The 24,265-nt window shown below is 45.5% G+C and carries 23 protein-coding genes and 4 pseudogenes; 15 read left to right on the top strand and 12 right to left on the bottom strand.

The features are described 5' to 3' along the window. Nucleotides 1-198: 198 nt before the first annotated feature. The 8 genes and pseudogenes from ACFPQ4_RS02210 to ACFPQ4_RS02175 all read left to right on the top strand — a co-directional run. Complete coding sequence (locus ACFPQ4_RS02210; protein ID WP_378110173.1) at nucleotides 199-2,025, top strand: assimilatory sulfite reductase (NADPH) flavoprotein subunit; 1,827 nt, start codon at nucleotides 199-201, stop codon at nucleotides 2,023-2,025. A 36-nt stretch (nucleotides 2,026-2,061) separates the two neighbouring features. After that, nucleotides 2,062-3,786 (top strand): assimilatory sulfite reductase (NADPH) hemoprotein subunit, encoded by a 1,725-nt coding sequence (gene cysI, locus ACFPQ4_RS02205; RefSeq protein WP_378110092.1) that lies wholly within the window; start codon nucleotides 2,062-2,064, stop codon nucleotides 3,784-3,786. A 187-nt stretch (nucleotides 3,787-3,973) separates the two neighbouring features. After that, nucleotides 3,974-4,915: a helix-turn-helix transcriptional regulator gene (locus tag ACFPQ4_RS02200; protein ID WP_378110091.1), complete on the top strand. Its 942-nt coding sequence runs from the start codon at nucleotides 3,974-3,976 to the stop codon at nucleotides 4,913-4,915. A 15-nt stretch (nucleotides 4,916-4,930) separates the two neighbouring features. Beyond that, nucleotides 4,931-5,815, top strand: coding sequence for a prenyltransferase/squalene oxidase repeat-containing protein (locus tag ACFPQ4_RS02195; RefSeq protein ID WP_378110090.1), 885 nt, complete (start codon nucleotides 4,931-4,933; stop codon nucleotides 5,813-5,815). A gap of 45 nt (nucleotides 5,816-5,860) precedes the next feature. Beyond that, a complete protein-coding gene (locus ACFPQ4_RS02190) occupies nucleotides 5,861-6,169 on the top strand; it encodes an MTH1187 family thiamine-binding protein (protein ID WP_378110089.1) in 309 nt (102 codons plus the stop codon). Between the two features lie 82 nt (nucleotides 6,170-6,251). Then, the gene (locus tag ACFPQ4_RS02185; RefSeq protein WP_378110088.1) at nucleotides 6,252-6,935 is read left to right on the top strand and encodes an AlkZ-related protein; all 684 of its coding nucleotides are present in this window, start codon (nucleotides 6,252-6,254) and stop codon (nucleotides 6,933-6,935) included. Between the two features lie 630 nt (nucleotides 6,936-7,565). Continuing rightward, nucleotides 7,566-8,282 (top strand): annotated as a pseudogene (locus tag ACFPQ4_RS02180) (cbb3-type cytochrome c oxidase subunit I); the annotation flags it as partial. A gap of 61 nt (nucleotides 8,283-8,343) precedes the next feature. Beyond that, nucleotides 8,344-8,460, top strand: a pseudogene (locus tag ACFPQ4_RS02175) (excalibur calcium-binding domain-containing protein); the annotation flags it as partial. Between the two features lie 149 nt (nucleotides 8,461-8,609). On the opposite strand, the gene ACFPQ4_RS02170 reads toward ACFPQ4_RS02175, so the two are convergent. Further along, the gene (locus ACFPQ4_RS02170) at nucleotides 8,610-9,365 is read right to left on the bottom strand and encodes a hypothetical protein (protein ID WP_378110087.1); all 756 of its coding nucleotides are present in this window, start codon (nucleotides 9,363-9,365) and stop codon (nucleotides 8,610-8,612) included. A 59-nt stretch (nucleotides 9,366-9,424) separates the two neighbouring features. On the opposite strand from ACFPQ4_RS02170, the gene hisC reads away from it, so the two are divergent. After that, complete coding sequence (gene hisC / locus ACFPQ4_RS02165) at nucleotides 9,425-10,549, top strand: histidinol-phosphate transaminase (protein ID WP_378110086.1); 1,125 nt, start codon at nucleotides 9,425-9,427, stop codon at nucleotides 10,547-10,549. Between the two features lie 58 nt (nucleotides 10,550-10,607). Here hisC and ACFPQ4_RS02160 read toward each other — a convergent pair whose 3' ends face one another. The 5 genes and pseudogenes from ACFPQ4_RS02160 to ACFPQ4_RS02140 all read right to left on the bottom strand — a co-directional run bounded on the left by ACFPQ4_RS02160 (nucleotide 10,608) and on the right by ACFPQ4_RS02140 (nucleotide 13,554). Then, nucleotides 10,608-10,886, bottom strand: coding sequence for a cytochrome o ubiquinol oxidase subunit IV (locus tag ACFPQ4_RS02160; protein ID WP_378110085.1), 279 nt, complete (start codon nucleotides 10,884-10,886; stop codon nucleotides 10,608-10,610). A 1-nt stretch (nucleotide 10,887) separates the two neighbouring features. Then, a pseudogene (cyoC, locus tag ACFPQ4_RS02155) lies at nucleotides 10,888-11,497 on the bottom strand (cytochrome o ubiquinol oxidase subunit III). A 49-nt stretch (nucleotides 11,498-11,546) separates the two neighbouring features. Next, a pseudogene (locus tag ACFPQ4_RS02150) lies at nucleotides 11,547-11,924 on the bottom strand (arginine decarboxylase); the annotation flags it as partial. A 312-nt stretch (nucleotides 11,925-12,236) separates the two neighbouring features. Beyond that, nucleotides 12,237-12,374: a hypothetical protein gene (locus ACFPQ4_RS02145; RefSeq protein ID WP_378110084.1), complete on the bottom strand. Its 138-nt coding sequence runs from the start codon at nucleotides 12,372-12,374 to the stop codon at nucleotides 12,237-12,239. A 58-nt stretch (nucleotides 12,375-12,432) separates the two neighbouring features. Continuing rightward, on the bottom strand, nucleotides 12,433-13,554 hold the full coding sequence (locus ACFPQ4_RS02140; RefSeq protein WP_378110083.1) for a benzoate/H(+) symporter BenE family transporter: 1,122 nt from the start codon (nucleotides 13,552-13,554) through the stop codon (nucleotides 12,433-12,435). Between the two features lie 238 nt (nucleotides 13,555-13,792). Between ACFPQ4_RS02140 and pdxR the strand changes: the two genes are divergently transcribed. Further along, nucleotides 13,793-15,235 (top strand): MocR-like pyridoxine biosynthesis transcription factor PdxR, encoded by a 1,443-nt coding sequence (gene pdxR / locus ACFPQ4_RS02135; RefSeq protein ID WP_378110082.1) that lies wholly within the window; start codon nucleotides 13,793-13,795, stop codon nucleotides 15,233-15,235. 641 nt (nucleotides 15,236-15,876) lie between these two features. Here the strand turns inward: pdxR and ACFPQ4_RS02130 are convergent. The 4 genes from ACFPQ4_RS02130 to ACFPQ4_RS02115 form a co-directional block, all read right to left on the bottom strand. After that, nucleotides 15,877-16,167, bottom strand: coding sequence for a YolD-like family protein (locus ACFPQ4_RS02130; protein ID WP_378110081.1), 291 nt, complete (start codon nucleotides 16,165-16,167; stop codon nucleotides 15,877-15,879). Nucleotides 16,168-16,415: 248 nt separating this feature from the next. Beyond that, complete coding sequence (locus ACFPQ4_RS02125) at nucleotides 16,416-16,751, bottom strand: NO-inducible flavohemoprotein (protein ID WP_378110079.1); 336 nt, start codon at nucleotides 16,749-16,751, stop codon at nucleotides 16,416-16,418. A 335-nt stretch (nucleotides 16,752-17,086) separates the two neighbouring features. Then, nucleotides 17,087-18,493: an NAD(P)-binding domain-containing protein gene (locus ACFPQ4_RS02120; protein WP_378110078.1), complete on the bottom strand. Its 1,407-nt coding sequence runs from the start codon at nucleotides 18,491-18,493 to the stop codon at nucleotides 17,087-17,089. Nucleotides 18,494-18,808: 315 nt separating this feature from the next. Beyond that, nucleotides 18,809-19,156 (bottom strand): ArsR/SmtB family transcription factor, encoded by a 348-nt coding sequence (locus tag ACFPQ4_RS02115; RefSeq protein WP_378110077.1) that lies wholly within the window; start codon nucleotides 19,154-19,156, stop codon nucleotides 18,809-18,811. A gap of 232 nt (nucleotides 19,157-19,388) precedes the next feature. Between ACFPQ4_RS02115 and ACFPQ4_RS02110 the strand changes: the two genes are divergently transcribed. The 5 genes from ACFPQ4_RS02110 to ACFPQ4_RS02090 are packed head-to-tail and all read left to right on the top strand — an operon-like array spanning nucleotide 19,389 to nucleotide 22,334. Continuing rightward, nucleotides 19,389-19,703 (top strand): ArsR/SmtB family transcription factor, encoded by a 315-nt coding sequence (locus ACFPQ4_RS02110; RefSeq protein ID WP_378110076.1) that lies wholly within the window; start codon nucleotides 19,389-19,391, stop codon nucleotides 19,701-19,703. Between the two features lie 13 nt (nucleotides 19,704-19,716). Continuing rightward, entirely contained in the window at nucleotides 19,717-21,009 is a 1,293-nt protein-coding gene (locus ACFPQ4_RS02105; protein WP_378110075.1) for an arsenic transporter, read from the top strand. Between the two features lie 38 nt (nucleotides 21,010-21,047). Then, entirely contained in the window at nucleotides 21,048-21,467 is a 420-nt protein-coding gene (gene arsC, locus ACFPQ4_RS02100) for an arsenate reductase (thioredoxin) (protein ID WP_378110074.1), read from the top strand. Nucleotides 21,468-21,469: 2 nt separating this feature from the next. Next, nucleotides 21,470-21,943, top strand: a complete 474-nt coding sequence (locus ACFPQ4_RS02095; RefSeq protein WP_378110073.1) for an ArsI/CadI family heavy metal resistance metalloenzyme — start codon at nucleotides 21,470-21,472, stop codon at nucleotides 21,941-21,943. 25 nt (nucleotides 21,944-21,968) lie between these two features. Next, on the top strand, nucleotides 21,969-22,334 hold the full coding sequence (locus tag ACFPQ4_RS02090; RefSeq protein ID WP_378110072.1) for a protein-tyrosine phosphatase family protein: 366 nt from the start codon (nucleotides 21,969-21,971) through the stop codon (nucleotides 22,332-22,334). A gap of 83 nt (nucleotides 22,335-22,417) precedes the next feature. Here ACFPQ4_RS02090 and ACFPQ4_RS02085 read toward each other — a convergent pair whose 3' ends face one another. Both ACFPQ4_RS02085 and ACFPQ4_RS02080 read right to left on the bottom strand, forming a co-directional pair. Continuing rightward, complete coding sequence (locus tag ACFPQ4_RS02085; protein ID WP_378110071.1) at nucleotides 22,418-22,912, bottom strand: GNAT family N-acetyltransferase; 495 nt, start codon at nucleotides 22,910-22,912, stop codon at nucleotides 22,418-22,420. 133 nt (nucleotides 22,913-23,045) lie between these two features. After that, on the bottom strand, nucleotides 23,046-24,265 hold a 1,220-nt coding region (locus ACFPQ4_RS02080; RefSeq protein ID WP_465251451.1), incomplete at its 5' end, for a P-loop NTPase family protein.

The raw sequence follows: 24,265 nt of genomic DNA, 5'->3' as shown, positions 1-24,265 counted from the left end.
TACCGCCCTATTTTGCATAATATTGTATTTGTTTGTGCCCAGAGAAGGTAGCAAGTGGTCGGTTCGACCCGCAACATAACCGGAACTGATAGAACCTATAAAATCAATCTAATTGACCCTGCCATGGCGCTGTGTTAGCTTCAAAGGTAGAGAATACAACAAAATACGAGTATTTCATGCTACGCGAGGTGCATATTGTTGGAATTGCAAACGACGAATAGTCCTTTTACTCAAGAACAAGCAGAGTTGTTGAACCGTCTGTTGCCGACGCTAACGGACACGCAACGAATCTGGCTGAGCGGATATTTGACGGCGATAGGCGGCTCGGCTGCCGCAGGCGCTAGTTCCGTACCGGCACCGGTCGCCCAACCGATGGCAGTTGCCGTAGCAAGAGAAGTAACCGTGCTGTACGGTTCGCAGACCGGCAATAGCCATAAACTGGCGACGAAGTTTTCCAAGAAGCTGACGGAGCAAGGGCTGCAAGTGGCTTTGTCTTCGATGAGCGACTTCAAGCTGAACAACCTGAAGAAAGTCCAGGACTTGTTCATCGTAGTAAGCACGCACGGAGAAGGAGATGCGCCGGATAACGCGATCGCCTTCTACGAATTCCTTCATAGCAAGCGCGCTCCTCAATTGGAGGACCTGCGATTCTCCGTACTGGCGCTCGGAGACACGTCTTACGAGTTTTTCTGCCAGACGGGCAAAGACTTCGACAAGCGCTTGGAAGAGCTCGGCGGCAAGCGGATCGTAGATCGCGTCGATTGCGACGTGGACTTCGAAGAGGCGGCCGGCGAGTGGATGACGCAAGTGTTAGGCGCGGTCAGCCAGTCTTCGGCTGCTCCTGCAGCGGCTAACGCACCGGGTTCGAGCGCTGCCGTCCAAGCGGAGACGGAATCCGAATATACGCGCAGCAATCCTTTTAAAGCCGAAATTTTGGAAAACTTGAACTTGAACGGCCGCGGTTCGGATCGCGAGACGCGCCACGTTGAGATTTCCCTCGAAGGTTCGAATTTGCAGTATGAGCCTGGCGATAGCTTAGGCGTCATTCCGCAGAACGATCCTGCCCTCGTCGACGCGTTGATCGCGGCGATGGAATGGCGCGCGGATGAGCTTGTTACGGTTAACAAGAACGGCGAGCAACGGGGCTTGCGCGATGCTCTAATCAACGTTTACGAGATTACGACGCTTACGAAGCCGCTGCTGTCCGCGATCGAACAAATGACTTCGAACGCGGAATTGTGCGATCTGCTGGCACCCGGAAGCGAGCAAGATTTGAAAGCTTACTTAGCGGGACGCGATTTGCTGGACTTGATCCAAGACTATTCGTTTAAAGGCATTCCGGCCGAGCCGTTCGTTACGCTATTGCGGAAAATTCCGGCGCGGTTGTACTCGATCGCCAGCAGTCCGAAGGCTAGCCCTGACGAAGTGCACATTACCGTTCGCGCGGTGCGCTATGAAGCGCATGGCAGACAACGCAGCGGCGTCTGCTCCGTTCACCTCGCGGAGCGCGTGCAAGCGGGAGACGCGTTGCCGGTGTTCATCCAGCAGAACGCGAGCTTCAAGCTTCCTGAGAATCCGAACGCGCCGATCATCATGATCGGACCTGGAACGGGCGTTGCTCCGTTCAGAGCGTTCGTCGCCGAGAGAGAAGAGACCGGCGCTGCCGGCAAGTCTTGGCTGTTCTATGGAGACCAGCATTTCTCGACCGATTTCCTCTATCAGATCGAATGGCAACGTTGGCTTAAAGACGGCGTGCTTACCCGAATGGATGTCGCTTTCTCGCGCGATACCGATCAGAAAGTATACGTACAGCACCGTATGCACGAGAAGAGCGAAGAGCTCTATCGTTGGTTGCAAGAAGGCGCGCACGTATACGTCTGCGGCGACGAGAAGAAGATGGCTCACGACGTGCATGCTGCTTTGCTGGCCATTATCGAGAAGGAAGGCAAGCTAAGCCCCGAGGAAGCTGCGGAATACGTAGCCGGTATGCAACAGCAGAAGCGTTATCAGAGAGACGTGTACTAAGGCGCGAGTTCGCAGCTTGCGAGAGGAGAATTAACTATGTCAAACAATCATCTATTATCAACGAACAGCGCTCCCCATAGCGATGTAGAGCATATTAAGCAACGTACGAATTACTTGCGGGGTAACCTGGAAGAGACGTTGAAAGACGTCATTACCGGTTCGATTACCGAAGACGAGAACCGCTTGATGAAGTTCCACGGCAGCTACATGCAAGACGATCGCGATCTTCGCAACGAGCGGAACAAACAAAAGCTTGAGCCGGCCTACCAATTCATGCTTCGCGTTCGCGCGGCGGGCGGCGTCGTAACGCCGGACCAATGGCTGATGATGGACCGCGTGGCGCAGAAGTTCGCTAACGGAACGATCCGTCTGACGACCCGTCAGTCGTTCCAATTACACGGCGTCATCAAGTGGAATTTGAAAAACACGATCCGCGAAGTGAACGACGCGATGCTCAGCACGTTAGCGGCATGCGGCGACGTTAACCGGAACGTCATGTGCAACCCGAACCCGCACCAATCGGATTTGCATGCCGAAGTGTACGAGTGGGCTTCCCGCGTCAGCACGCATTTGGATCCGCAGACGCGCGCCTATCACGAGATCTGGCTGGACGGCGAGAAAGTCGTCGACAGTCTCGAAGGCGTAGAGCAAGAGCCGATCTACGGCTTAGTCTACTTGCCGCGTAAGTTCAAAATCGGCGTAGCTGTTCCTCCGTCCAACGACGTGGACGTGTTCTCCCAAGACTTAGGCTTCATCGCGATCGTGGACGATGCGGGCAAGCTGAAAGGCTTCAACGTATCGGTAGGCGGCGGCATGGGCATGTCGCACGGCGATACGAAGACGTATCCGCAAATCGCTCGCGTAATCGGATTCTGCACGCCGGAGCAAATGGTCGATGTAGCGGAGAAAACCGTCACGATTCAACGGGATTACGGCGATCGTTCCGTACGGAAGCATGCGCGCTTCAAGTACACGATCGACGACCGCGGCATCGAATGGTTCAAAGACGAGCTGAACACCCGTCTCGGATGGAAGCTTGAAGAGGCGCGCCCTTACAAGTTCGATTCCAACGGGGATCGCTACGGCTGGGTCAAAGGAAGCAACGGCAAATGGCATTACACGTTGTTCATCCAAAATGGCCGTATTAAGGACGAAGGTGACCTGCAACTGATGACAGGTCTTCGTGAGATCGCCAAGCAGCATACCGGAGATTTCCGTCTGACGGCGAACCAGAACCTGATCATCGGCAATGTTAGCGCACAGAAGAAGAAGAAAGTCGAAGAGCTGCTAGCTACGTACGGGTTAACCGATGGTAGCTACTACTCGGCACTGCGTCGCAACGCGATGGCGTGCGTAGCTTTCCCGACGTGCGGACTCGCGATGGCGGAGTCAGAGCGTTACTTGCCGGCGTTGCTCGACAAGATCGAGCCGATGCTGAAGGAAACCGGCCTGCAAGACGAAGATATCGTCATCCGCATGACCGGCTGTCCGAACGGATGCGCCAGACCGATGCTCGCGGAAATCGCGTTTATCGGCAAAGCGCAAGGCAAATACAACATGTATTTGGGCGGAGGCTTTAGAGGCGAGCGGCTGAACAAGCTGTACAAGGAGAATATCGGCGAAGCCGAAATTCTCGATTCCTTGAAGCCGATTCTCGCGCGTTATGCGTCCGAGCGTCAAGACGGCGAACACTTCGGCGACTTCACGATCCGCGCCGGTTACGTTAAAGAAACGATCGGCGGACAAGATTTCCACGCCTAAATCGATTCCCATTATTTAATGATATTAATAAAGCTCGTATTCCGGAGTTGCCGTTAACGCGGCGCATCGGAATACGAGCTTTTTGCTTAGGGCATGAATTACTTTTTTTATTACCTCCATAATTGATGACATTCTACCTGTCACCAATATAGTGCTATCATTACGGTAGAAGACAAGGGGGATAACGGTGAGACGGACCGACAGATTGATGGCGATCTTGATTGCGCTGCAGCAGAAGCCGGCAACCGCGCAAGCGCTGGCGGATAAATTCGAAGTGACGAAACGCACGATCATGCGGGATATGCAGGCGCTATCCGAGATGGGCGTCCCCTTGTTCGCTACGACCGGACCAACAGGGGGCTTTCAGCTTATGGATGGTTTTCAATTGCCGCCGTTGCAGTTGGATTTCCATGAAGCGTTAACCGTCATGTTCGCGTTGCGAACGTTGGAGAGGATGTCGGACACTCCGTTCCGATACGGGCGATGGACGGTAGTGGACAAGTTGAAGGCGATTTTGCCGGAACAGACGTTAAGCGAGATCGAACCGCTATTGTCGGTCGTTGAAGCCGAAGTTCCGCAGCGTAACGTTAAAACGCCTCATTTGTCCGAATTAATGTCGCATACGGCCGAGTCGCGATGGATTCAGGTGAAGTATCGATCCGAGAATCACGAGCGTTGGCTTAAGCTGCTTCCTCGTAAAATATACGCTGCGCACGGGTTCTGGTACTGCGAAGCTTATTCGGTTACGCATGAAGCGGAGCGAACGTTCCGCGTCGATCGAATGGCATCCGTTCAAGCGTTGGAAGAGGTCGATGAATTTACTCGTAGCCTCGCTCAGCGGACGAAAACTAGCGTGCAACAACCATCTAGCACGCGCATAATCGCAAAACTAACGTATCGCGGAGCGCTGCTTGCCGAACAAGATACGCATATTGGCGAACTCGTCAAACAGGTGGGTGACGAATCGTGGGAGCTGGATTTTCAATGTCCCGTCTCGGAGTGGGAGTGGGTTAAGCAGTTTTTCTTCACGCTGGGCTTGAATGCCGAAGTAATCGAGCCGGTTACGTTGAGAGCTGAGATCGCGGAGATGGCAAATAGACTTCGGAGTCAATATGCGAACGATAATTAAAGGAGGGTGCTTAGGGTGAACAACGGGACAGTGCTAGAACAAGCGAAGTCATTCCTGTACAAGAACGGACGGTTGCTGGATCGCAGGAGATACGAATATCATTTCGAAGGCGGCTCGGCAGAAGCGGTCATCGATGCACTTCGCGCGTATCAAAATCCGGACGGCGGATTCGGCAACGCGCTCGAGGCGGATATCAGGTGCCCGTATAGCCAGCCTGTTCCGATCGAGATGGCGTTGCATGTCATGGATGAGGTTGCATTGTACGCACCGGATGTGCTGGATGGAATTATACGATATTTACGCGGGATTACGCTGCCGGGCGGTGGGCTTCCGTTCGTATTCCGCAGTGCGAGCGAGTATCCTCATATGCCTTGGTGGAAAACGGATCGTGACGACGTTGCCTCCATTAATCCGACAGGGTTGGTTATGGGCTTGCTTAGCAAACAGACAACGAACACGGCGATTTTCGAAGAGCATTGGTTTTTGAAAAACGTGGCGTATGTCTGGAGCGTCATAGATAACGAGCAGCCTAGCGGATATCAGGACGGCATTCATTGGATCGTATTTTTGCAGCATGCTGCGGACCAAGAACGAGCACTCCCTCAATTGGCTAAGATTGACGATTGGCTTCAACGTCCAGAGACGATCGAGCGCGATACCGAAGCGGAAGGTTACGTGCACAAAGTATTGGATTGGGCGCCTGCTCGTAACAGCTATGCGGCCAAGGCGATCGCTGCGGACGACTTGAATCTGCATCTAGAGGCGCTTGTTCGTCAACAACAAGACGACGGCGGTTGGCCGATTTGTTGGCCGACGGTGAGCCCGGGCGCCGAGACGGAATGGCGCGGATGGGTGACGGTGGAACGATTGAAAACTTTGAAATCTTATGGGATGTTATAATAAGGGAAAATCGTAAGCTTGAAGTCTAATGGAGGCGTTAAGGGAATGGCGATTGCGCAAGTGACGATCGTTCCGCTCGGTACCGGAACAACGAGCGTAGGAGATTACGTCGCGGCCGTATACAAGGTGCTCGAGCAAGCAGGGGAGGGCGTCAAATACGAGTTGACCCCAATGAGCACGATTATCGAGGGCGAGCTGGATGAGCTGCTCGCGATCGTACGACGGATGCACGAGGTTCCGTTCGAGAATGGCGCGCTGCGGGTGTCGACGACGTTGACGATCGATGATCGGAGAGATAAGGTCGGTACGATGGAGCAAAAAATGCGATCTGTCGAGAGCAAGCTGAATGGCTAAGTGGATGGACGAAAACATATTATTTGACAAATGTATACGTAACAATAATTATGTAAACCAATAGTGTAGGGGAGCTTATACGATGCAAACGACGATGAAAGTTGAACAATACGATGAAGCCGTGAAGGCGATCCGGGAAATCGGCATTTTACCTTTGTCGCCGCTTTTTCCGGAGTATCCTTCCTTAGAAAGCCTCACGAACAAAGCCGACTGGTATACGGAAACCGATCGGGATCCGTGGCTGTGGCGAGCTCGTTTTCCGGCGGACGGCGTTGCCGCATACGGCAAGTTTTTCAAGAAAAAGTCGATTCTGATCGCTCGCGAGCTCGTTCCGGCCGTAAAGTCGATTATCGGCCAATCCGCAAGCATGCAGCAACGATATGCGGACGGATTAGTTTCAAAAACGATGTTAGATTTGCAAGCGTTAATCGAAGTGAATCCGGGCATCGAGACGCGTGCTTTAAGGAAGCTCAGCGGTTTGGACGCAACCGAACACAAGAAAGCTTACGATCAAGCGATTACCGAATTGCAAGCCGGCATGGATATCGTAATATCCGGCGTCAAACAACGCTTGAACGACAACGGCGACAAAAACGGCTGGAACAGCACGTCATTCGAATCCGCCGATCATTGGCTCACGGCCAACCAGATCGATACGAATCCGATCGACGTTAACGAAGCCAAACGTTTCGTTCATGACTGGCTGCAACCAATATGCAATGCCGATGCGCTGAAAATGTTTAATAAGTTGCTTGGATTGACGTAAGAGAACCGAATGAGAATCATATTGAAGTACGTTTCTACATATTCGAAAACAATGGGAGCAACGTCGATGTAAGCCCAAGCCGGCGTTGCTCCCGTATTTATACTATAGACATTTTCACAAAACCCGTATTTTATACACATGTCAATAATAAATAGTTTGTTATGTCGAAGGACAAGAACTAAAAAGTAGTTCTTAGTCCGCATATAAAAATCGCGCCTCCCCACAACTCCGGTGCCAAGGTTGCTGCCCCATCATACCCAAGCCTGCGAAATACAAACTCCAGATCACCGCCGGCACGAAGACTGCCCGATACTGCCATGCAAAAGGATTATTGTACTTGTTTAGTCGTAACAACAAGTCCCCTACAATGCCACTGAACATCAAGATTGCGATCGTTCTAATATCCTGAAGCCTATCGAGAATCCCCATTAAGACCGCTTTGAACGCGAAATAAAAGTTTACTGTGCCAAACGGAAGTTTCTAACGTCGGAGCGTGAAAATCACCGGCACCATCAGAAGCATCGTTGTTATCAGAAAATCGACAATCGCTCGTGCAAATGTTCTTGTCTTCCGACATCTTCGGATAAGTGTCGGCGTCGTTACCGCTAACCTTGCCGAGTGTTTACATAGTATCATGATACTTATTTCGTCGTTGCTCACTTCCATTATGTTCTAGTGGGCGGCTCTATTCTGGGCATTTTCTCGGGCTTGCATTACTGGTGGCCTAAGATGTTCGGTCGAATGCTGAACGAAGGACTGGGCAAGCTGACGTTCTGGTTATTCTTCATCGGCTTCCATATGACTTTCTTCGTTCAACATTTTCTCGGTTTGCTGGGGATGCCCCGTCGGGTTTCGACTTACCTGCCGAATCAAGGCTTCGACCAGATGAACGTTATTAGCTCCATCGGTGCATTCCTAATGGGCATCGGAACCATCGTATTCGCCGTTAACGTCATCATCTCAGGGATAAAAAAAACCACTGTACCGAACGATCCTTGGGAAGACGGACGGACACTAGAATGGTCGATCCCGTCTCCACCGCCTGAATATAACTTTAAACAAATTCCGATCGTCCGCGGTTTAGACGCCTGGTGGAAGGAAAAAACAGAAGGCTACAACGAGATGCCCCCTTCGGAGCCGGTCGGTCCCATCCATATGCCTTCTCCTTCCATCCTTCCGCCGATCATGAGCATCGGACTGTTCATCGCAGGTTTCGCGTTTATATACGAACGTCATTGGCTCGCCATCGGAGGCATTCTCGTAACTTTTGCGTGCATGTTTGCCCGCTCTGTGTTTGACGACCATGGACTCCATATCTGTCCGGAAAATGAGGAGATGCACGAATGAGCGCATATAAAACAAACAAACAAACAAACAAACAAACGGACATCTTCCTCACGTGGAAGTCGTCACTTATGCAAAGTGCACAGCAGTTAGAGATGCAGGTAAAGCTCCGCTCTATGTGGGCGACCCTGGATATTCCACTAAGTTAGATTGCGATAAAGATGGCGATGCTTGCGAATAAAACCGTCTGTCCTGAGAAAATAAAGTCTTAGACTGGAGTTCTTGATTTTACGCGGTTTATGGGACGTAAAACCGAGAGTCCTCGAATTAAGAGCGGCAGCCTAGGACGAGAAATAAAGTCCTAGACTGCCGCTGTTTTATTTAACTAACTTATCCGTTAGCATTCCTGTAGAGCGTTAATTTTGAGTTTTGCAAAAAAAACGAGCGCCTCGGTAAGATGGGAATACGCAACGGGTCATAGCCCTTAAAGTCAACGTAGCTTTTCAATTGTAAATTTTCATTATTTGGACAATCAAATACCTTCATAGCTACATTCAACGGATGGTGTGTTCTCATTTTTTTGAGCGCGCGACGTTTTTTTATTGTATTATACGGACAATCATATACAGGTAATTTTGCAACGGAATTTTTAAGAATGCATTCAATTTTTCCATTCGAATCGTACACATTAAAATTAAATGCAATTTTGGGGAAACTAATTACTTTCATTTGGACAATATTGTTCCAGTTTGGAACTTTTAATTCAAGGGTACCTTTGTGTGCTATTTCAAGCCATTCCTTAAAGAAGCTAATACAAAATTCAGCTGTCACTCGGTTTAGCAACCAATTAACTGCAGCTTCTTGCTTGTCCAAAGTTAAAGTAGAGTAATCTAAGAATCTCAAGCGGTAATACTTTAATTCATCATGTATAAGTTTTGTGGCAAATTCCAAACCATAAAGTTTGGGAAGCTTGATTTCATCACCTCTTGTTTGTCGATAAAAATATTCTAATTTAAGCAAAGATTTGCGCCAAAAAACATAAGCGTAAGCATATGGACAAATTGGAGGGAAATCCTCCCCATCTTCTTTTTTTAATTCCATTAAGCTTTTAATACAGCAAATTGGATGATCCGTATTTATCGCCAATGGATGGTTTCTTAATTAACTAATGGGGATAAAATTAAAAATAAAACGCAGGTGAGAAGATGGAATACAATAAGAACCCCCAAGCTAGGCCAACTCTGCAAAATATTAAACCCTACTCGCCAGGGATGCCAATCTGGGAAGTACAAGAACGATTCGGTCTGACCCGTGTCATTAAGTTGGCCTCAAATGAAAATCCTCTAGGCCCATCGCCAATAGCCGTTGAAGCTATTCAACGCATGCTTCCGGAGCTCCATCGATACCCTGATGCAGATACGTCTAAGCTTCGTAAAGCCATAGCATATGAAAAGGGTATATCGTTTGATCAAATAGTCGTTAGTAATGGTGGCGATGAATTAATTAAACTTGTATCGGAAGCGTATCTCGAAACGGGAGACGAAGTTATTGTCCCTTCTCCCTCGTTCAGCGAGTACGAATTTGGAGCGCACTTAATGGGAGCCGAAATTATAAAAGTTCCGCTCACCGTCGACTACCATTACGATCTTGAAGCGATTATTAGGGCAATAAGTCCCCGTACAAAACTGATATATCTATGTTCACCTAATAATCCCACAGGTACCTACATGACAAGGCAAGAGTTAAGCCTTTTGCTGGAATCCTTACCTAAACATATTCTCGTAATGTTTGACGGTGCATACAGCCAATACGCAACTGCTAGTGACTATACAGATGGGATAGAGTTTGTAAAAGAGGGCTACTCTCTTATCGTTCTACAAACTTTTTCGAAAATATATGGGCTTGCGGGTATCCGAGTGGGATTCGGATTAGCTTCATCAGAGATTATTTCTCATATATTAAAAGTTAAAGAACCGTTCAACGTTAATGCATTAGCACAGGCAGCAGCCTTGGCGGCGCTCACAGATAAAGAGCATATTGAAATGTCCAAATCAATAAACCATAACGGACTGTTCCAAATGTATCTTCACTTAAATGAACTAGGGCTTTCTTATATTCCGAGCATGAGTAATTTTTTGATGATTAAGTTAGGTGCTAACGCAAAATACGTCTACGAAGCACTGATGAGCAGAGGTGTCATTGTTCGTTACGGAGGCTCCTGGAACCTTCCCGATCATATTCGCGTTTCGGTTGGAACACATGAAGAAAATGCGATCTTCATCGATCAATTGCGGACAATTCTGCAAGAGAGCGAAATAACCAACGGATAATATAGAGTGATATTCGAAGTGATATCGAAGAAAAAACCTTGGCCTTGGCCAAGGTTTTTCATCTCTTGAGGATGCCGAGAATTAGAGCCATTAGATTATAGCGCGGACCCTTCTCTTCGCGAAGGTGCATGAAGAACAGTAGTTGTACGGCAAATTGCAAAACCGCCGCGGCCAAGATAACGATCATGCCCGCTATCCCCGTCATCCAACTGTTTAAGATCACCAGTATCGGAATAATCGTTAGAACAATGGAGAGTGTGAATCCTGTTGCGTATTCCTTGAATGATCCGTGTATGCCATACCTAGTGCAATGGCTGTGGCTATCATGCGTACTCATCTCACATCACCCCCATCAAATAAACGATTGAAAATACGAAAATCCACACCGCGTCAAGAAAGTGCCAGTAAAGGCTCGTGATTTGAACCTTGCGTTCCCTTACAGGCGTTATTCCGTGCCGCCTTAGCTGTACGATTAGCCCGAGTATCCAGAAGAAACCGACGGACACGTGAAGTCCGTGAGTGCCCACGAGTGTGAAAAAACCCGATAAGAACGCGCTTGTACGGATGGCCTTCCGAAACAAGATTTTGAAATTCGGTTACCTCCATCCCGATAAAACAAGCTCCGAGCAAAATGGTGACGGCCAACCAGCCAATTAGCCCCTCTCGGCTCCCTTTATTCATGGCCAGAACGGCTAATCCGCTCGTAAAGCTACTCGTTAGCAGGATGAACGTCTCGGCGATGACGCCAGGCATTTCGATAATGTCCTTCGGTCCCGGCCCGTTTGCCGTACTGTCCTTCAAGACGACGAATGTCGCGAACAAGACGGAGAACAGAATACAGTCTGTAATTAGGAACAACCAAAAACCGAATTTACGCAGTTCCTCCAGATCGTGATGTCCGTCCTCATGCATGATTTCGTGGTATGTACCTTCGGCGAAATGTGCCATCAGACCGTCCTCCTCCCTGCGGCTTCTATGCGTTTGATTTCATCCACGGGGATATAATAATCAGAATCGTAATTGAACGAATGTGCGCGTTTCTCGGGATGATGATTTTATCCCCTTCAGAGCATACCGATAAAATCATAGCCATGATCGCGGAGCTCGTACCCTGTACCGAGTAGAACGTATGATCGGCATCGAACACATTGGCAGCCAGCTTCTGAGCTTGATCGATAATTCCCGAAGGCTGATGTAAATCATCAAGTGGATAGATGTTAATCAAATCTATAGACAATGCATTCTTCCCTATAAATCCGCCGAAATCAGAATCCACTCCGACACCTTGCTTATGACCTGGAATGTGGAATTGGATGGGAGCGCGCGCTGCATGTTTGACAAGTTCAGTGAATATCGGAGTTTCTTGTTGGTTCACGCTTATCTTGTACCTCCTTAGATAAAATCAACGTTAAGTTTAGAGCAGAAAACACGATAGCGTCGCCATCCAGTTACATCTGAATGTATACCAACCAATTCGATTTAAATGGATGAGCCACCGTGCCCTGAATTTCTCAACTATGCCGATATTTACGTTATTTGGTCCAAGCATGGTCCTCATACTGGTGTTCATAAAAAAAACGCCTGATCAATAGGCGTCTGCAGAAGTAATGACTACTAATTTATTATCTAGATAAAAGTACAATGAATATGGTTAGCACAACGACGATACAGACAATATATATACCAGTTAATTTAGCCATTTTTGCACTAGTGCGGTTAAATAACCTTTATTCTCTTCATGATTACTTTTTGAATTTCCGATCATGATTGTTGCAACAATCCCCGCTACCATAACAAGGATGACAATCCCTAATAACCAAAGCATAATTTGTCCCACCTTTCTGCTTACATCTGGAAGTAGCCAGTTGGTACCTTTTTTCAATTCATGCAGGAAAAATCTTTACTTTTATTAAAATATACCCGATCCCCAAAGCCCAAACAGGGGTTGATAAGCCAAGCCCATCGATATGAAGTGCGGCAATCAAAAATGTGATAAGTGCAGGAATTATTCCGTCTCTGTATGAAAGTGCGCTTCTCAGTCCCTTAACAAATAAGCCTAATAGCGAAAATCCAGTGATAATCGATATAAACGGAGACGGCAATAAAATTATCAGGTCTAATACCCTCCATGCAAAGAAACCATAACTAATTACAATGATGCCCGAAATGACCGCCGCCCAATACCTTTTTTCCTTAGGACCAGCTTCCGGACTGCTGCATAGGGCGCTCATCATCCCTCCAACATTTGCAGCATTCCCCCCACATAGGCCGGCAATGATGCTTGCCAGACCTGAACCAATTAATACTTTATTTACAGGGGGTTCAAACTGATGGCTTTTGATTGCTGCCAAGGCTACGGCGAGATCGTTACTTAGAATCAGGAGGGCCATAGGAACTGAAATTATACAAAATCCCGACCATGTGAATTGTGGGATGACCGGTATTGGAGCAATGAATTCTGCAGATACTATTGGCGAAATCCGGTATTCTAAACATAGTCCAATAACACCCATTAGAAGTGCCCATAATGACGGTGGTAATACTCTAATCACCCTTGGCATGATAAAGTATCCAATTGTAGCCATTATGAATGCTAACGGTAGTTTAATGCCTGCCGGACCCATTTTGAAGATGTATGGAAGGAGCAGCCCAGCAAGTAAGGCATCAATTAAGTTCTTAGGCAGATGTTCCATAATTTTTGTAAACAATCCAGTACTTCCTGCGAACAAAATCAATGCCCCAGACAAAACAAATGCTCCCGTTAATTCCGGAAAAGAAACATGCGCAGCTGTTGTACATAGAAACGCGGTAGCCGTAATAGAGTGTGCTCCAGCAAAAGGTATTTTATATTTAATTGTTAAGAATAAATTCAAAAGACCACCAATGACGTATGCGGCAGTAAGCCAGGAGACTAACTCTGCACGCGATAAATCAAAAACATCTGCCGCTTGGACAACCATGACAGCCCCACTGGTACAAGCCAATAAGGCAGACATAATACCCACTGTTAACGATTTCGTCCCCGTGATTACCCCTCCAAACAGACTAAAGTAAGAAACTTATGCAGACACTATATTAATAAAAAGGCTCCGACAAAGAACCATCCAATTGGAACGAAGTCTAACCATCCATGTTCACGAATTAGTCGGATTATAAGGCCACTCCGATAATATATGGGTAATTGAATAAATCTCAACAGTGATATGATAGTAGTATTATTTAAAGATTCAAGGAGACTTCGTTATGTGGAAGCCTGATCGAGATAGTAATAAACCGATCTATGAGCAAATCGCAGATTATTTAGAGCGCAGGATCTCATATGGGGAGTTTCCCCCTGGGAGCTTACTCCCCTCCGAGAGAAAATTGGCTGAACAGTTAGGCGTTAACCGGAGTACGATTATTGCTGCCTTTGCGGAGTTGCGCTCCCTCGGTATTATTGAAAGTCGCACAGGCAGCGGAACTCGAGTTAATAAAACTAAATGGGGAGCCACTCCGAAGCATACGCCAAATTGGAGACGATTTGCGGAGGGAGGCAACTTTCTACCGAACTTACCATTCTTGAGAAGAATCAGGGAGGCTCTCATACAGAATCCGACTTTAATTGATTTCGCCAGCGGGGAGCTGTCGGCTGATCTAGCCCCCACCAAAGAAATCGCTGAATTAATGAATAATTATGAATATACTTCTTATCTGGGCTACGACAATCCTCAAGGCTCTACTCTCCTTAGACAGGCTTTAGTTGAGTATTTAGCGAAATATCGAGGAATTCAAACAACTGAATCATCGATACTCATCACATCGGGTTCCCAACAATCTTTATATCTAATTACACAGTGTCTCCTATCACCTGGAGATGCGGTTGCCATAGAAGATCCTTCTTATTGCTACTCCTTACCTATGTTCCAATCAGCGGGACTTCGATTGTTCCGTCTTCCCGTGGATGCTGAAGGAGCGCAGGCTGAGGATATTAGAGCCTTATATAAAAAGCATAGGATCAAGATGCTGTTTCTAAACCCAAACTACCAAAATCCTACAGGTGCGGTTCTAAGTGATGAACGTCGCAAGCAATTTCTCGATGTTACGAGTGAACTGGGACTTCCGATTGTTGAAGATGATCCGTTTAGCTTAACTTCGTACGATGGTGAAGCGCCCCTTCCGCTTAAAGCCAAAGATTCCGCGGGCGCAATTCTCTATATTGGCTCCTTCTCCAAAATTGCTGCATCCGGCTTGCGAATCGGTTGGATGGTGGCGCCGCATTCCATTGTAGAAAGGCTCGCCGATGCGAGACAGCAAATGGATTTTGGCTTGAGTATTATTCCACAGCAAGTAGCTGGGCAATTTATAAAATCATCCTATTTTGAACCTCATTTAGATCGTTTGCGTATGGAATTGCGGTTTAAGCGGGATTTATTGATCGAAGCTTTAGAACAGGAACTCCCCAGTGCAGCACAATACACCATTCCTCAGGGTGGTCTTCATCTGTGGTGTAAATTTAACAACCAGATTAACGATAGCAAGCTACTGGACGAGTCGATTAAAAAGGGTGTCGTTTTTGTACCAGGCAGTGTTTATGGGTCAGACTCAGGATTTGTTCGTTTTACTTTTGCGAGACCCAAAGCTGAGGACATCCGTTTGGGCATCTCCCATTTTAGTAAAGCGATTAGGGAATTAGATTTGAATGTATAAGTAATCTGACAGTGCGCAGGAAGCGAAACCCTACGAGCGTGTTCAATTTTTATATAACTTTTCCTCAAGATTGACCAAATTGGATGGTGTAAAGTTTATTAAAATTGGATGGTGTTGAATGAATCGTAGTCCATTATTCTTTACTCGAGCAGATTTGATGATGCATTGATTCCATCAAAAAAGGGTGTATATATGAATACCGGACTATTGCTAATAGCTGTCGTTGTAGTCATGATTATAGGTTTTGCTGCCACTTTAATGGTTGGTTTCTCGAAACAGAACAAGAATGAGAACCCTGGATACGGGCAGGGAACTAAAAAAAAGTGGGCGCGGATAGGTTGGTTATATGTCCTGTGCGTAATAATTGCTTTGTCCGTATTTCTTTACCTTGTTAATCGCTAGAATTATGGAGGTGTACCGATATGTTTTATATCATTTTTCTTTTTGCTCTTATGTTCTCTGGAGTCTTAATACTGATGCTTGCGGGAAAAAGTATCATAGATTCGGAACAGTAACTAATAACTTGCTTTAAATAATCAGATAGGCTGCCATTGCGGCAGCCTTATCTCGTTAAATATGAACAAAAGTGTGATACGAAGACACAGTTCCTAGGCTTGGTAGCGTTATTTGTGCAATAGTATTTATGCGCCAACAATTGATGCTCCGATAATGTCATTCACTTTGAACCACTCGCCGTCGATGATGAACCTCCTGCTGTATGGATCAACTCGTTCAACCACGCCGATCGCCGAACAATCTTCGAACTCATGAAACATTTTGAATTCTGCTAGTATCCGTAGCCCCAGCGACTCCATAAGTACCCGCATGATTTCATCGCTCTCCTGCTCATCTAGTATCGGCCGCGTTCGTGGCGGATTTAAAATCAATTTGCCGAGTGATATAATGCGCTCTTTGTGCTCAGGCAGCATCATCCGCGATGCTTCCCAGATTCCATTGTCTTCAAGTTTGTGTACCAATATGATCACCCTCTAGAGAATTGGTGTCCTCATTATACACGAACATAAGTTCTCGTATCCATACTAATTTTGCGATAAATCTAAACCGTCACTTTTGGTGTTCAGAAATTCGCAAAATAGTTACCCATGACATTAACGGCAAGTAACGAAAAAAACGGATGCCATTAATTAATGGCATCCGTTGTTCTTCATTTAGTCAGTAGTCACTCCTCATCCAACAGCGCAAGCGGACTAAAGGACTCGTAATGAAAGTCCTCTTTAGGTATATACAGTTGCCGGAGCATCTTAGCGATGCTTTCCATGAAAGGAACGGATCCGCAGAAATAATACTCCGCTTGTTCAGTAGGCTTTATTGATGACAGCACATTCAAATCTATACGTCCATCTTTATCAAACCCTTGGGCCAAACGATCTTCATCCGTTGGTGAATCGTAACAAACATATGACTTCACTCGATTTTTTGATCCGGAAAGCTCGTCGACATGTTTAAGAACCGGTGCCGTTGACTTTACGATTTCAATCGTTTTGGTATCGAGCATGTGAGCAGACAACCCCTCTTCTGGTTGATTGTTTCCAGTGTATTGTTGCTTAGCTGAGTCCCTGTTATTCCTTCAATGTGATGTGGAGTTAAATTGAAAAGGCAGTGATCAATCTGGTTCGGGTGTGAGCGCTTTCTGTTTCAGGTTCGTTACCCATTTGCGGTAAACGATGTAAGTTCTTGACCTCTGTCGGGAAACAATGTAAGTTCTTGTCTTGGGCAAAGGACAAGAACTTACATCTATAAAACAAAAACTCCGCGCAGCGCGCGGAGTCTAATCAATGTATGTTCTTGTCCTTCTACATAGTTAGATTAATATTAATCCCCGATTTGGGCTTAACAGCAGCATTTTGATTTCGTGGCAACGCTATTGTTAGATGTTCCGCTTTCGCAATAATTTTGCAAGTCGACACTGCAAACTCCAGTTTCCGGCAAATCCAATTCTATGTTCGTTGCTGATTCCCAGTCACCTGACAAGGCAGCAACGATCGATCGCACTTGCTCGTATCCCGTAGCCATTAGGAACGTTGGCGCTCGGCCGTAACTTTTAGATCCGACGATATAAAAGTTGGTTTCAGGCTGCCGTAACTCCCTTTCCCCATGCGGCCGTACGGTTCCACAGCTGTGGACATTTGGATCAATAAGCGGACCGAGTACGTTTACGCTTTCTAAGGCTGAGTCGATGTCAATTCTGATTTCTCTTAGAAAACTTAAATCTGGTCTCGATCCTGTATTACTGATTATTTCATCAATGCCTTCGATTCGAAGAGTTTCCCCATTCTTTTTGCCGATAACCGTGATATGTCCCTCATCATTCGTGAAGCTCTGGATGTTGAAAGCGGTCTGTACTGCTACTTTACCCGATTCCACGAGCCTTTGAAGACGTATGCCAAGCGCCCCGCGTTCCTGAAGACTATCGCTCTCTTTGCCGCCATATACATCTTCTACTTTAGGTTTCCGGATGATCCAGACTATGCCGGTTGACGGTTCCTGCTCTTGTAGACGTTCAAGATCAAGCAAGGCATTGATGGCGGAGTGACCACTGCCGACGACAAGGACTTTCTTGTTGGCGTATTGTTCTCTTTGATTTCCCAAAACATCAGGTATGCTGTAAGTGATTTTGTTGTTCAATGCAAGTTCATCCTCAGTCCAAATCCCTTCGGAATTCGCCGGATTGGGGCTGGACCAGGTTCCAGAAGCATCTATTACCGCTTTTGCTTCGTATGCGATTCGCTTACCATCCTTATCAACATACAGAACGAACGGCAATGTATCGCGACCTGCTGTTTTCAGTTTGTTTATACCTTTACGGCCTACGGCGACAACTTTGGAATCGTAGTGAACGTAAGGTTTGATTTGAGGTAATTTAGAAAGAGGATCAAGATACTGTTTCACCAGATCATCCCCTGTCGGTAGAGTTGTATCTATGGGTGCTTTCCAGCCATGAACCTCAAGCAGTTTCTTAGCTGCCTTATCGATGTTATACTGCCATGGAGAAAAGAGACGAACGTGACTCCATTGTTGGATATTCCCCGCCACTTGACTTGCCGCCTCGAAGAGCACAAATGATTCTCCCTTTGCTATCAGGTTGGCAGCCGCAGCTAATCCTACTGGTCCGCCACCGATAATGGCGACAGGTAACTTTCTGTTGTCGTGTAATGGAGTCGATTTCTGATCTTCGCATCCACACGCGCTCTGTTTGACAGCATTCATATTTACCGTAGACTTACAGCATTCACTCATAATTGTATCCTCCCAATTTTGATAATCAATTTTTTTTGATTAATTGAGCGTAAATAAATAACTTAACAGCAATTGCAGCATGGTTGAGCAACAGTGAGGTTTACATTTAAAGGCTTCCTACCCAAAAGCTTCGCGAAGCTCGAAAACCTTGAGACTGTTTCACTCTTTGTGGCCAAGAAGTACCACGCATGACGAGATTCGTTTTGAATCTCGCGCTCCTTTTCAATCATGAGTTTCTCGACAACATAAGGGTTAAAATTCATTTAACTCCCTCCTATAATCAATAAAATTTGATTTATTCAACAGACGAAAGCATTAACAGCAATCGCCTGGGAGAATACTGTCTTTACGGAAGATGCAGCATAATTCCGGAGAAAGTAGCGCGTTCACCTCAGATGGATTGAGCTCGTAATAGCTCCATGTCCCTCTTGTTTCTTTAGTTATGAGTCCTGCATCCAGCAGAATCTTCAAATGATACGACAGTTTGGATTGCGGCATATCAACGATATCTGACAGATCGCATACGCATGTATTACCTCTTTGAGTGAGTTCATACATGATCTGCAGGCGCTTCTGATCAGCTAAAGCCTTGAACTTCGCCTCATACTTTGAGAAATCAACTGGTGTTGAAGTCCGATCGATAACTGGGAGTTCTTTAATCATGTACTCTTCCCTCCATCTGTTTAATCAATTTATTTTGATGTACTCATCCTAACATGGAGATATGACAAAAGCAACCAGTTAATCAAAAATAATTGATTTAAAAACGGGGATTAGTGATTTGGGGTTTACCTCCAACCTTAAAATAAGTGCGAACTAATATAAATGTTTACTTATGTTACGAAATGTGTATAATTCAATTTGATCCATAGTGATAAATGGAAGGTGATTCTGAGTGGAATCAATCGAAGCTATGTCCGAACAATTAAAGCTCATCTCAGACAAAAGCAGGCTTACTATTCTCGCTTGTCTTAAGGAAAAGGAGATGTGTGTTTGCGATATCGTCGAGATTCTCCAAACGACTCAGCCAAACGTAAGTCAGCATCTAAAACGCTTAAAAATTGGCGGATTAGTCAATGAAACTCGGCGAAGTCAATGGATTTATTACTCTTTAAACGTGGAAGACAAACCTCACCTAAAGCAGGTGATTGACCAACTTCCCTCCATGAAAGAACAAATCAACGCGACTCCATCGCAAAGCTGCGATTAATTCGGGGGTTACTATGCTGGCACTTGCCTCAATCATATTTCTGATTACTTTGATATTTGTTATCTGGCAGCCCAAAGGGCTTAATATCGGCTGGTCTGCATGCGGCGGCGCGATCATCGCGCTAATCTGTGGAGTCGTAAACTTTCATGATGTATGGGATGTTACGCAAATCGTATGGAACGCTACGCTTGCGTTCGTGGCTGTCATCTTGATTTCATTGATTCTTGATGAGATTGGGTTCTTCGAATGGGCTGCCTTGCACATGGCCCGTACTGCTAGAGGAAATGGCACTTTGATGTTCGTGTACGTCGTGCTGCTTGGAGCCGCTGTAGCGGCGTTTTTCGCCAACGACGGCGCAGCTTTGATTTTGACTCCGATCGTACTTGCAATGGTTCGAGCACTTAAGTTCGACGATCGAATGATTTTACCGTTTATTATGGCAAGTGGATTTATTTCGGATACCGCTTCATTGCCATTAGTGGTAAGTAACCTGGTGAATATCGTCTCTTCGGACTTTTTCGGCATCGGATTCGTTCAGTACGCCGGCAGAATGATCGTACCAACAATGTTTTCGGTGGTTGCAAGTTTGGCCGTTCTTTACTTATATTTCCGTAAAAGCATTCCGAGTCAATATGACCTGACCCAACTGAAAAAACCTCGAGAAGCCATTAAAGACGTACGCCTATTTAAGATTTCATGGGTTGTACTGGCGGTGCTTCTGATTGCCTATCTGGCGAGCGAATTCATCCATATGCCGGTGTCAATTATCGCGGGCATTGTAGCGCTAATCTTCTTGCTACTTGCTCGTAGAAGCCCTGTAATTCATACTTGGAACCTTGTGAAAGGCGCTCCATGGGCAGTCGTTGTCTTCTCCATCGGCATGTATGTCGTCGTATATGGGCTTCGTAATGTCGGATTAACGGACGAGCTTGGCAAAGCTTTTCAATGGGCAGCTGATCAAGGTCTATTCCTAGCTACGGTCGGCGGTGGGTTCATTGCAGCTATTCTATCTTCTATCATGAATAACATGCCGACGGTTATGATCGATGCTCTTGCAATTAAAGGAACATCCACTGAAGGCGTTATTCGCGAGGGCTTGATCTATGCGAACGTTATCGGATCCGACCTAGGGCCGAAAATAACGCCGATCGGATCGTTAGCTACCCTCTTATGGCTTCATGTCCTTTCGAACAAAGGCGTCAAAATCGGCTGGGGGTACTATTTTAAAGTCGGGATTGTCTTAACGGTCCCTGTCTTATTCATTACCCTGTCCGGTCTTTATCTTTGGTTGAGGGTCATCAATTAGACGACCAATACATTTAATACACACAAAGGAGTAATAACATGAAACCACTCGTTTATTTTCTTTGTACGGGCAACTCTTGCCGCAGCCAAATGGCCGACGGATTTATGAATGCACTTGGCGGTGACCGATATGAAGTGAAAAGCGCAGGCTTGGAAGCCCATGGCCTTAATCCACGTGCGGTTCAAGTCATGAAAGAAGCTGGCGTCGATATCTCGAACAACACTTCTGACGTTATCGATCCGGAGACGCTCAATCGAGCAACTTTCGTGATTACGCTCTGTGGTCATGCAGACGAACACTGCCCGGTCATTACGAATCCGAATGTCACAAAGTGGCACTGGGGATTTGATGATCCGGCAAAGGCAACCGGTACCGAAGAAGAAATCATGTCGAAATTCCGTTCGACTCGCGATGCACTTAAAGCACGCATCGAACAGTTCCTTCGTGAGGGTAAATAATTATGACTTCAGTTAAAAGGATGCACGTAGCCATAAATTGTACGGATTTAGATAAATCCCTCTCCTTCTATCGCAGCTTCTTTGGCGCTGAGCCCCAAAAGGTTAAGGAGAAGTACGCTAAATTTGAACTGGATAACCCGGCACTTCATTTCTCCTTGAACGTACGTCCTTTCGAGAAAAACGGTGTGTTGAATCACCTCGGTTTTCAAGTCGATAACACGGAAGACGTTCTTGCTATGGGTAAACGTTTACGGCAGTCGAATTTGCTGTTGATCGATGAAATGAATACGACTTGCTGCTATGCCGTTCAAGATAAGGTTTGGGTTTATGATCCGGACGGAAACGCTTGGGAAATCTTTTATACTAAAGCTGATTCCGAGTTCGAATCTGCAGGCGAGACCCGTGATCTCTCCTTATGTTGTGCGCCTCCCTCCAATCCAACTGAAATAACACTAATGAATTTCCGTAAAAAATAAAAACGGTCGATTGGAGAGATTCGTCTTGGAACGTAACTATCATTCTCTTTACGATAACAAAATCTTCATGGGTGGAGCAGCCGACGTTGAGGAGATGGAGAAAAACGAAATGATCGACGTCGTAATCGATCTTCGCGGAGAAGCAACGGGATGTGCTTACCATCAGTCCCAAGCCGAGTGGATACAGATCCCTCTTGGAGATAATTCAACCGAAAGCCACCACTGTGGAGGCGGAAAAGGCAGAACGGGTACGGTTGCAGCTGGTACGCTTTTGGCTCTTGGACTAGTTAGCGATCTCGAGGATGCTGAAGCACGGGCGAAAAGCATCCGTCCAGTGATTGATATTAAACCGGTGCAGAAAGAAGCGTTAGCAAAGATCTTTACTACATAAGAAATGTAAAACAAAGAGGAATGCACACTATGCATTCCTCTTTGTTGCTATATGTCTTTGTAACTCAAAACCACCGAAGGAGTTTAGTCAATTCCAACCACTGTACTTCTCCGTTCTAACAACAATACGTCTCTCCATCTATCGTCCATCTTTCCAAGTCGCTCTCTTCGACCGACGACTTGAAATCCGTGCTTCATATGCAATTTAACGCTAGACTCGTTTTCGGGAAAAATGCCTGCTTGTAAGGTCCAGAATCCGTTCTTCTCGGAGTATCTAACTAGCTCGTTCAGTAAATCAGAACCTACTCCATTCCCCCGGACGTCTTCTTTTACATATACACTGACTTCTGCGACCCCTGAATAGACGCATCTTGAGGAAATTAAGCTCAACGATGCCCATCCAACCACTATTCCATCTTGTACACATACCAAACTGCTGTCTAATACATGGCCGTTAAACCAACTCTCTTGCGTCGGGGCTTCGGTTTGAAATGTAGCATTCCTTGTTCGAATTCCTTCTTCATAGATTGATTTAATTGCGTCCCAGTCATGCTCGGCGACTAATCTTAGTTCCCGCATAAAACCACTCCAGTCGAGTATTGGTTTGAAAGCTCTTATAGAGAAGGTGAACAGCTATTGGAACATTGGTTCATGGCGTTACTAAGGAGTACAACATAACGACGATCTTTCGGATCTGAATCTTCAAAGCCCATTACGTGAAATCTTCTTGGTTGATTATTGTACTGTACATATTTATTTTATGTTTAAATGATGGCCGGCCACCTTCTAAGTAATTAATAATATGCTTTGTTATTTTTTGATCTGTGGGGTATCCTGTCTTCTCTATCCATCCCTTAATATTATCAGAATCAAGGACAATAACTTGTTCAGCATCCGCATTTGTGACAATAGTTGAAATGTGTGTTACTACAATTACTTGACGATTATTTTTAATCTGTCTTAAGCTAGTAACCAAATTTTTATAGATATACTGGTTATCCAAATTATCTTCTGGTTGATCAATTATCAAAGGAGTGTTGTCATTTGTATAATTCCCATATTCAAAAATAAAAGTGAGTATTGCAACAACCTTTTGACCCAATGAAAGTTGCGTTACATCTTTTAGTAAGGGTCCTAAAGTATCAACTTGTTCTTTTGAATTAACATTGAACAAGAGAGAAAAATCATCGATCACTTCAAAATATCTACCGAAACAGAGCTCTAAATTTATCTTGCTTTCCGTTATTTTATTCTTAATGTGTTTATAGATGAGGCTAAGATTCTTAGAACTTACTGGTTGAAGTTCGTCTATTACGCCCCTAATGGATAATTCATTTTGGGAATAGTCACTTATATGAAGCACATGTTCAATTGTTACGAAATCATCATTTAATAGTGAAATAAAGAAATCAATAAAACCCATTCTTTCAACAGCTTCAAATAAAAAACGTTCAACGCCATCCCATGTTAGTTTACTTTTTGCGATATATTCATCCGGATTTGATTGATCTATTAATGGTTCGAGGAAATAAGATAAATCTTTCTCTTTTGGAGAGTAGACAACTTTAAATTGCTTTTCATACTTTGAGTTAAAATAATTTAGTCTTGATTCAATGGTTGTTTTTCTGCTTTTTACGCTTGCATCGATATCAACCAACTTATTCTTTAAATAATTTTTTACTCTAGGTTGACTAGTATACATTAATTCCTTTAGAAACATATCTCGTTCTTCAAAAGGTAGACCATTAAAAATAACTTCTTTTAGAAAATCTCCAATGTTCCCGTGATTAATTTGATCTACAATGTTGTTTATTGCATAGTTTTTTCTATAAACAGACCTTAGAATACTTCTTTTTTCATCATTATTTGTTTCCGCTAACCTACCATGACCGAAATTAGCCGGTAAAAGATGTCCAAACATAGACCGATATA

Source organism: Cohnella yongneupensis (assembly GCF_042655785.1).
Lineage (GTDB): Bacteria > Bacillota > Bacilli > Paenibacillales > Paenibacillaceae > Cohnella > Cohnella yongneupensis.
Note: the sequence above shows the minus strand (reverse complement) of the source record. Positions and strands in the feature narration are given on the sequence as shown.